The sequence below is a fragment of the Paenisporosarcina sp. P4_D4 genome (assembly GCF_056401835.1).
This window is the reverse complement of the sequence record NZ_JBFUIO010000294.1, coordinates 1-1390: the sequence shown is the minus strand read 5'-3', so window position 1 is coordinate 1390 and position 1390 is coordinate 1. Positions and strand designations below refer to the sequence as shown.

General features: G+C 32.9%; 2 protein-coding genes. Both read right to left on the bottom strand.

Features of this window, described 5'->3' with window-relative positions; translation table 11 throughout:
* Positions 1 to 165: 165 nt before the first annotated feature.
* Positions 166 to 444 (bottom strand): phage holin, encoded by a 279-nt coding sequence (locus AC1DSL_RS18245; protein WP_477533336.1) that lies wholly within the window; start codon positions 442 to 444, stop codon positions 166 to 168.
* Between the two features lie 25 nt (positions 445 to 469).
* Positions 470 to 1246 (bottom strand): distal tail protein Dit, encoded by a 777-nt coding sequence (locus AC1DSL_RS18240; protein WP_477533335.1) that lies wholly within the window; start codon positions 1244 to 1246, stop codon positions 470 to 472.
* Positions 1247 to 1390: the final 144 nt, after the last annotated feature.

Here is a 1390-nt window from a genome sequence, read left to right as displayed (position 1 = left end):
GAGCTCCTGTATCGTGAACCACTACGAATCGAACGCTAGGCATCTTAATTCCACTTCTACGTAAAGTTCCTTTTTGAATGAAATCTTCACGCCATGTATATTTCATTTTAAATGTCATTATTCATCATCCTTTCTTTCTTAGACAAAAGAAAAAAGCAAGGAAGACTATTTCCCTGCTAATTGTTTTAACTCTTGTTCAGTTTTGTTTTCAGTTGCAGCTTTCTTCAATTGAGCTTTCTTGCTAACGTTATTATCCTTGTACCATGCCCATAGACCAGCAACAAATCCAGCAACCATAATTAAAATGTTTTCAAGTTGATGCTCATCAAAAGGTAGTGGTTCAATTCCTGCCATAACTAAAATTGTATTAATCAATGGTAAAGCAAACAAAGCAAGTCGCACCCAAGCCATTGTACCTTCTGATAATTTATTTTTATTTTCCATAATAAAACCTCCATTTTATAATTTATTAATCAGCTAAATAAACCTTCTCGAATTCAAATCGAATATCAAAATCTCCTATGAAACTTAGGAAATTGTCTCCTTCAATTAATTCAAGCCAAACGTCATTGTGGTCGTCAAAGTGGTATACACCTAAACTTTCAAGTGATGATACGATTTCTAAATTCTCAAAGTCGATAAATACTTCCTCATCTAATTGCAAATTGTTAAGTATTACAAGTTGATTATTTGATTCATTTGCAATATTGATTGAGCCACTACTAACCTTTTTAGTAATCCAAGCTCTAGGCTTAATCGTCATATCACCTTCATTGTAAATCGTTGTTTCATTTGTTGGATTAGTTACTCTAACTTCAATTCCCTCAATTTCTTGAGTGTGACCATATGTGAAAGGTGAATTACATCGAATGTCAATTTCAACATAACCTTGTTTTGCACCATTATGTTTTAATCTTGGATCACCTTCAATGATTGCGTAGAATACTCGATTAGGATTCGTATCAAATATTAATGGTTTATAAAAATCTTGGAATAACCATCTAGCAATCTGCCTTAAGTTGTCTCGTTCTTGCCATTCACTAATAAAAATAGTCAAAGAAAAAGAAAGTGGTTCATATTCTACTCTCTGATAATAAGGTAAATGCTTTTTGGGTATTTTCACTTCAACGATACTTCTCTGTGGCATAAACGACTCATCGTATAATCCTCCATCAGGGGAGGCAATCATAACACCCATATCCTCAGATGAGATACCATCAAATGTAAAATTTATAGCTTCTCTCAATAAACTTCACCTCCATTCTTATACTTTATTATTTAATGAATTAAACAAGATTGAAATCAGATAATGATTCTGCACCTAATATTTGATTCTTCTCTGATTCAGTAATCCATCCTCTTGTGACTGCATATTCAAGTTGCACTACAC